This is a genomic window from Brachybacterium sp. HMSC06H03 (assembly GCF_001807385.1).
GTDB lineage: Bacteria > Actinomycetota > Actinomycetes > Actinomycetales > Dermabacteraceae > Brachybacterium > Brachybacterium conglomeratum.
This window is the reverse complement of sequence record NZ_KV788751.1, coordinates 1-6,407: the sequence shown is the minus strand read 5'-3', so window position 1 is coordinate 6,407 and position 6,407 is coordinate 1. Positions and strand designations below refer to the sequence as shown.

At 75.1% G+C, this 6,407-nt stretch carries 6 protein-coding genes; 5 read left to right on the top strand and 1 reads right to left on the bottom strand.

Translation table 11 applies throughout. The annotated features are described in order from the left end of the window. Nucleotides 1–230: 230 nt before the first annotated feature. Nucleotides 231–2,015: a proline--tRNA ligase gene (locus HMPREF3159_RS06880; protein WP_070500309.1), complete on the top strand. Its 1,785-nt coding sequence runs from the start codon at nt 231–233 to the stop codon at nt 2,013–2,015. 22 nt (nt 2,016–2,037) lie between these two features. On the opposite strand, the gene HMPREF3159_RS06875 is transcribed toward HMPREF3159_RS06880, so the two are convergent. After that, nucleotides 2,038–3,132, bottom strand: coding sequence for a DUF4439 domain-containing protein (locus HMPREF3159_RS06875; protein ID WP_070500307.1), 1,095 nt, complete (start codon nt 3,130–3,132; stop codon nt 2,038–2,040). 127 nt (nt 3,133–3,259) lie between these two features. Here HMPREF3159_RS06875 and rimP point away from each other — a divergent pair, with 127 nt between their 5' ends. The 4 genes from rimP to HMPREF3159_RS06860 form a co-directional block, all read left to right on the top strand. After that, entirely contained in the window at nt 3,260–3,901 is a 642-nt protein-coding gene (gene rimP / locus HMPREF3159_RS06870; protein ID WP_070500305.1) for a ribosome maturation factor RimP, read from the top strand. A gap of 1 nt (nt 3,902) precedes the next feature. After that, nucleotides 3,903–4,889 carry a transcription termination factor NusA gene (nusA, locus tag HMPREF3159_RS06865; protein WP_010551373.1) on the top strand — a complete coding sequence of 329 codons (987 nt, stop codon included), beginning with the start codon at nt 3,903–3,905 and terminating at the stop codon, nt 4,887–4,889. Nucleotides 4,890–4,995: 106 nt separating this feature from the next. Continuing rightward, nucleotides 4,996–5,454 carry a YlxR family protein gene (locus HMPREF3159_RS18060; RefSeq protein WP_371441697.1) on the top strand — a complete coding sequence of 153 codons (459 nt, stop codon included), beginning with the start codon at nt 4,996–4,998 and terminating at the stop codon, nt 5,452–5,454. 96 nt (nt 5,455–5,550) lie between these two features. Continuing rightward, a partial coding sequence (locus tag HMPREF3159_RS06860; protein WP_210388850.1) for a translation initiation factor IF-2 N-terminal domain-containing protein occupies nt 5,551–6,407 on the top strand: 857 nt, incomplete at its 3' end.

Here is a 6,407-nt window from a genome sequence, read left to right as displayed (position 1 = left end):
GGGGGACCGGCGCCCGCCGGTCCTCCTCGCGTCTCGCGCGCCGCTCCCGCCGGGGCGGGGGCCCGCCGCTGTCGTCGCTGCATCCCGTCAGCGTACCGACGGGCCGCCGCAGGGCCGCATGCACGTCCGCAGCGTCACTCCTCGCCGCGCCGGGACCGCGCCGACCAGTAGCATGGCCCCGCGCAGCCCATCGCCGGCTCGCGCCCCCTCGCATCCCGAAAGGCCGCCCCATGCTCCGTCTGTCCACGCTGTTCGTCCGCACCCTGCGGGAGGACCCGTCCGACGCCGAGGTCGCCAGCCACAGGCTGCTGGTGCGCGCGGGCTGCATCCGCCGCTCCGCCGCCGGGGTGTACACGTGGCTGCCGCTGGGCCTGAAGGTGCTGCGGAAGGTCGAGCAGATCGTGCGCGAGGAGCAGGACGCGATCGGCGGCCAGGAGGTGCTCTTCTCCGCGCTCCAGCCGCGCGAGCCCTACGAGGCGACCGGCCGCTGGGAGGAGTACGGGCCCACGCTGTTCCGGCTCCAGGACCGTCGCGAGGACGACTACCTCCTCGCCCCCACGCACGAGGAGATGTTCACCCTGACGGTGAAGGACCTGTACTCCTCGTACAAGGACCTCCCGGCGATGCTGTACCAGATCCAGACCAAGTTCCGCGACGAGGCGCGTCCGCGCGCGGGCCTGCTGCGCACCCGCGAGTTCATCATGAAGGACGCCTACTCCTTCGACGTGGACGACGCGGGGCTCGACGCCTCCTACGAGAAGCAGCGCCTGGCCTACCAGCGCACCTTCGAACGCCTCGGCCTGCCCACCGTGATCTGCCAGGCCGACGCCGGCGCGATGGGCGGATCCCGCTCCGAGGAGTTCCTCCACCCCACCGAGGTCGGCGAGGACACCTTCGTCGTCTCCGACGGCGGCTACGCCGCGAACGTCGAGGCCGTCACCACCCTGCCCCCGCAGGCGCTGGACGAGGCGGCGATCGCGGCCCTGCCCGCGATGCACCTGGAGGACACCCCCGGCGCGAGCACCATCGCGAAGCTCACTGACTTCTCCAACGAGGCCTTCCCCGGGAAGGGCCGCGTCGCCGAGGACGGGCAGTGGACCCGCTACGAGATGCTCAAGCACCTCGTCTACCTCCTCACCCACCCCGACGGCACCACCGAGCCGCTGGTCATCGCACTGCCCGGCGACCGCGAGGTCGACCCCAAGCGCCTCGAGGCCGCCGTCGCCCCCGCGATCGCGACCGCCTTCACCGACGAGGACTTCGCCGCGCATCCTGTGCTGAAGAAGGGCTTTATCGGCCCCGAGGGCCTGGGCCTGGAGGCGCCGTCCGGCATCCGCTATCTCGTGGACCCCCGCGTCGTGCCCGGCACCTCCTGGGTCGCCGGCGCCGGCGAGAAGGACAAGCACGCCTACGACCTCGTCTACGGCCGCGACTTCACCGCCGACGGCACCATCGAGGCGGCCGAGGTGCGCGACGGCGACCCCGCGCCCGACGGCTCGGGCCCGCTGAGCCTGACCCGCGGCATGGAGATGGGGCACATCTTCCAGCTCGGCCGGAAGTACGCCGAGGCGCTGGGGCTGAAGGTCCTCGACGAGAACGGCAAGTCCGTGGTCGTGACCATGGGGTCCTACGGCATCGGCGTCACCCGCGCGGTCGCCGCGATCGCCGAGCTGAACCACGACGAGAAGGGTCTGGTCTGGCCGCGGCAGCTCGCCCCGGCCGACGTGCACATCGTCGCCACCGGCAAGGACGCGGCCGTCTTCGAGGAGGCCGAGCGGGTCGCCGCGGAGCTCGAGGCGCGCGGCCTCGAGGTCCTCTACGACGACCGGCCGAAGGTCTCCCCGGGCGTGAAGTTCAAGGACGCCGAGCTGCTGGGCGTTCCCACCTCCGTGGTGATCGGGCGGGGTCTGGCCGAGGGCACCGTCGAGGTGCGCGACCGGGCCAGCGGCACGATCCGGGAGGTCTCCCCGGAGGAGGTCGTGGGCGCCGTCCTCGCCGACGTGCGCGGGGCCTGACCGCGTCCGTCCGGGGCGGCGCTCAGCCGTCCGCGGGCGGCGGGTCCTCGGCGACCAGGCCCGGCAGCGGGTCCATCCGGTCGACCCGTCCGGCCAGCAGCTCCGCCTCGGCCAGGGCCGCCGCGATGGACAGCGGCCGCCGCTCGAAGGGCGCTGCGCCCGTGAGCGCGAGATGGTCCAGCAGGAGCCCGTGGGAGAGCGTCGTCGGGAGCGTGCCGGCGGCAGCCTCGTCGAGCTGACCGGCGGGCAGCGCGTAGACCGCCTGGCGGACCACCACGGGTGCTCCGTCCTCCTCGGCGACGGCGGCGAGCTGCTCGGCACGGGTGCGGTGCAGCTCGGTCCGCGCCAGGTGAGCCTCCCGCTCCTCGCCCTCCGAGCGCGCGGCGAGCACCTCGTGGACGTAGCCCGCGTACCACTCCTCCTGCTGGGCCCGCTCGATCGCGCTGCGGTAGTCCTCCTCCGCCCCGATCGAGGGCGGATCCGTGGCGGGCACGTCCCGGCGCGGCACGAGGTCATCGGCCGACGGGGAGGCGGGCACCTCTCCCGTCCCCGACGAGGTGCGCAGGCGCAGCGCGATCCAGGCCGAGTGCGCGGCGAGCGCGGAGGTCGCACGTGCGAGGGAGCCGGAGACCTGGCGGGAGGCGTCGGACGCGAGGTCCCGCAGCTCGACCAGGACGGCGAGCAGCGCAGGGAGGTCGTCGGGGACGTCCGTCGCCTCGGGCGCCGCGGTCGCCTCCGGATCGGGGTCCTCGGACGCCTCGACCTCCCGCTCCTGCTCCGCCCCGGTGAGCAGGGCGCGACGCTGCACGGGCAGCGCCGCGACGAGCACGGTGAGGTCCGCGGCCAGCGCCGGGTCCCCGCCGCTCGAGGTGCTCGTGAGCGCCTCGGCCCCCGCGATCGACCGCTCGAGCAGGGCCAGCAGGTCCCGGCGGTAGAGGTCATCGATGCCCGGCGGGGGAGGGGTGTACTCCTCGGGGCCGCCCAGGGCGATCCGTCCGCAGCCGCCGAGCGTCCCCGCGCCGAGCGCTCCCGCCGCGAGGGCGAGGACGGAGGTGCGCAGCAGGCGCCGCCGGCCGAGCAGGGTCGGGGGATCGGAGGGGCGGAGGGAGTCGGGCACGGGAGGATTCTCGCATCCGCACGCCCCGTGACAGCGCGGACGCCGCGCGGACACTATCCTGGTGCCGACGCTCCGGGGCACGTCCCGGGCGGCGAAGTCACCCATATGAGCAGGAGGCGATCAGTCCATGAGCGCACTCGAGGACCAGACCGACCTGCGGGAGGCCGCCGCCGCCGTGCTGGACGCCCACGGGCTCGTGCTCGAGGAGGTCGAGCTGGGGCGCGAGGGCGGGATGCCGCGCCTGCGCCTGGTCGTGGACCTGCCCGAGGACGAGCTCGGCAGCGCCGACCTCGACACCGTCGCCGAGGCGTCGCGCGAGCTGTCGGCCCGGATCGACGCCGACGACGCCCTGCTGGGCCCGGAGCCGGTGCTGCTGGAGCTCACCACCCCCGGCGTCGAGCGCGCCCTCACCGCGCCCCGCCACTTCCGCCGCAGCCGCGGCCGCCTCCTCGCCCTGCGCACCGCCGCCGGGACCGAGCACCGTGCCCGGCTGCTCGCCGTCGACGGCGAGACCCTGCACCTGCGCCAGGAGCCCGGCCGGGACGACCGCGGCCGGCCCCGGAAGCTCCCCGCCGGCACCGCCGAGCGCCTCGCGCTGCGGATCGACGAGCTCGACTCAGCACGGGTCGAGGTCGAGTTCGACCCGCCGGACGACCTCGAGCAGCTGCTGGCCGACGCCGCCGCCGACCTCCCCGGGGTCGGCCCCGCCGACCCGGACACCACGACCGCCGAGACCACCGCGGGGACCACCGCGACGAAGGAGAGCTGAGATGGACATCGACATGGGTGCCCTGCGGGCCCTCGAGCGCGAGCGCGAGATCAGCCTGCCCGTGCTGCTGGACGCGATCCGCTCGGCGCTGCACGCCGCCTACCTGCACACGGACCATCCGGTCCGCGACTCCGAGGTGCTGATCGACGAGCGCACCGGCGAGGTCGCCGTCATCGCCCGTGAGCGCGACGCCGACGGCGTGGTCCTCGAGGAGTGGGACGACACCCCGGAGAACTTCGGCCGCGTCGCCGCGAGCACCGCGCGCCAGGTCATCTTCCAGCGCATCCGCGACCTCGAGGACGACGCGGTGCTGGGCACCTACGCCGACCGCGAGGACGACATCGTCTCGGGCATCATCCAGCAGGGCCGGGACCCGCGCATGGTGCTGGTCGACCTCGGCGAGGTCGAGGCCGTCCTGCCCCCGCACGAGCGGGTGCCGGGGGAGGACTACTCCCACGGCCGACGGCTGCGCGCCTACGTCACCGAGGCCCGCCGCGGCCCGAAGGGCCCGCAGATCATGCTCTCCCGCTCGCACCCGAACTTCGTGCGCCGGCTGTTCGCGCTCGAGGTGCCCGAGGTCGCCGACGGCACCGTCGAGATCGCCGGGCTCGCCCGCGAGGCCGGCCACCGCACCAAGATGGCGGTGCGCGCCACGGTCCCGGGCGTGAACGCGAAGGGTGCCTGCATCGGCCCGATGGGCGCGCGCGTCCGCTCGGTGATGAACGAGCTCGGCGGCGAGAAGATCGACATCGTCGACTTCGACGAGGACCCCGCGGCGTACGTCGCCGGCGCCCTCTCCCCGTCGAAGGTCTCCTCCGTCACCGTGATCGACGAGGTGGGCCGGGCCGTGCGCGCCGTGGTCCCCGAGAACCAGCTCTCCCTGGCGATCGGCAAGGACGGGCAGAACGCCCGCCTGGCCGCGAAGCTCACGGGCTGGAAGATCGACATCCGACCCGAGGGCGGGGGCGAGGTGCCGGCCGAGGGCTGAGCTCCGCGCGGCCCGGCGTCCGACGCCGATCCCCGGGGCACGAGCCACGGGCCCAGGGGTCCGCACCCAGGGGTCCGCACCCAGGGGTCCGCGCCGCGGGGCCCGCGTGACGCCGAGGTGTGTCGCACGCCTCCCCGCTGCGGCCCAGGACGCACCCGTCCGCTACACTGGGGAGGCTGTTCGCCCAGTGGAGACCGCGATCGACCCCCGTCGACCGCCCTCCCGTCCGGGCGGAGGCGCTCGGAACGGAGGAGGTCGCGTCATCGCACGCTCCACCGCACACCGCCCCGAGCGCACATGCGTCGGCTGCCGTCAGGCGGCTCCGCGCGAGCAGCTGGTGCGACTGGTCCGGGAGCCCGCTCCCGACGGCGTCGTCCCACGCGTCCGCGTCGATCCCACGGGATCGGCGCCCGGCCGCGGGGCATGGCTCCACCCCGACGCATCATGTCTCGACCTCGCCCTGCGGCGAGGCGGCCCGGCCCGGTCCTTCCGCGGCAGGGTCGACACCGGGCTCCTCGCCCGGGACCTCGAGGCCTTCGAACCCACCCGTACGTGGAACAGGTAGAAGCACCCATGGACATCCGATGAGTACTCACTCATGAGCACCCTCAGGAACTAATGGTCCGAGCCCTCTTGTCGGCCGGACCGAGACAGGAGAAAAGTGGCTAAGGTCCGCGTCCACGAGCTCGCCAAGGAGCTCGGACAGCCCAGCAAGGTCGTCCTGCAGAAGCTGCAGGACATGGGCGAGTTCGTCCGTTCCGCCTCCTCGACCATCGAGGCACCCGTCGCCCGTCGTCTGCGCCAGGAGTTCCCGGCGGCCGACGGCGCCCCCAAGAAGACCTCCGGCGCCCCCACGCCGGGCTCCGCGCCGAAGCCCGGTGCGACGCCCGCCGCGAAGAAGCCCGGCCCCCAGAACGCGCCGCAGAAGCCCGGCCCCGCCGCCCCGACGCCGAAGGCCGCGGCTCCGGCCGAGCCCGCGGCGGAGAAGCCTGCCGCGGAGAAGCCCGCGTCGGAGGCTCCGCGTGCGTCCGCCAAGCCCGGCGCCCCGGCCCCCAAGCCCGGTGCCCCGGCGCCGAAGCCCGGCGGCGAGAAGTCGTCCGCGCCCAAGCCCGGGAATGAGCGCCCCGCGCCGCGCCCCGGTGCCGCGCGCCCCGGCAACAACCCCTTCGCCAGCTCGCAGGGCATGCCCCGTCCCGGCCGCAAGCCCGGCCAGGGCGGCGGTCAGGGCGGCCCGCGTCCGGGCGGTCCCCGTCCCGGCAACAACCCCTTCGCCACCTCGCAGGGCATGCCCCGTCCGGGCCAGCGTCCGCCGCGCCCCGGGCAGGGCGCCGGTGCCGAGCAGGGCGGTCGCACTCCCCGTGAGGGTGCTCCCCGTCCCGGCGGCGCGCCGCGTCCGGGCGGTCCCCGCCCCGGCATGCCCACCCCGGGCATCATGCGCCAGCACTCCCACGGCGGCCTCGCCGACGCCAACCAGGGCGGCGGCCGCGGTCGCGGCGGCGGCCCCGGCGGTCGTCCCGG

Excerpts from the sequence above, each read along its gene's own strand:
- HMPREF3159_RS06880 (WP_070500309.1), top strand. The coding sequence starts at position 231 with ATGCTCCGTCTGTCCACGCTGTTCGTCCGCACCCTGCGGGAGGACCCG.
- rimP (WP_070500305.1), top strand. The coding sequence starts at position 3,260 with ATGAGCGCACTCGAGGACCAGACCGACCTGCGGGAGGCCGCCGCCGCC.
- nusA (WP_010551373.1), top strand. The coding sequence starts at position 3,903 with ATGGACATCGACATGGGTGCCCTGCGGGCCCTCGAGCGCGAGCGCGAG.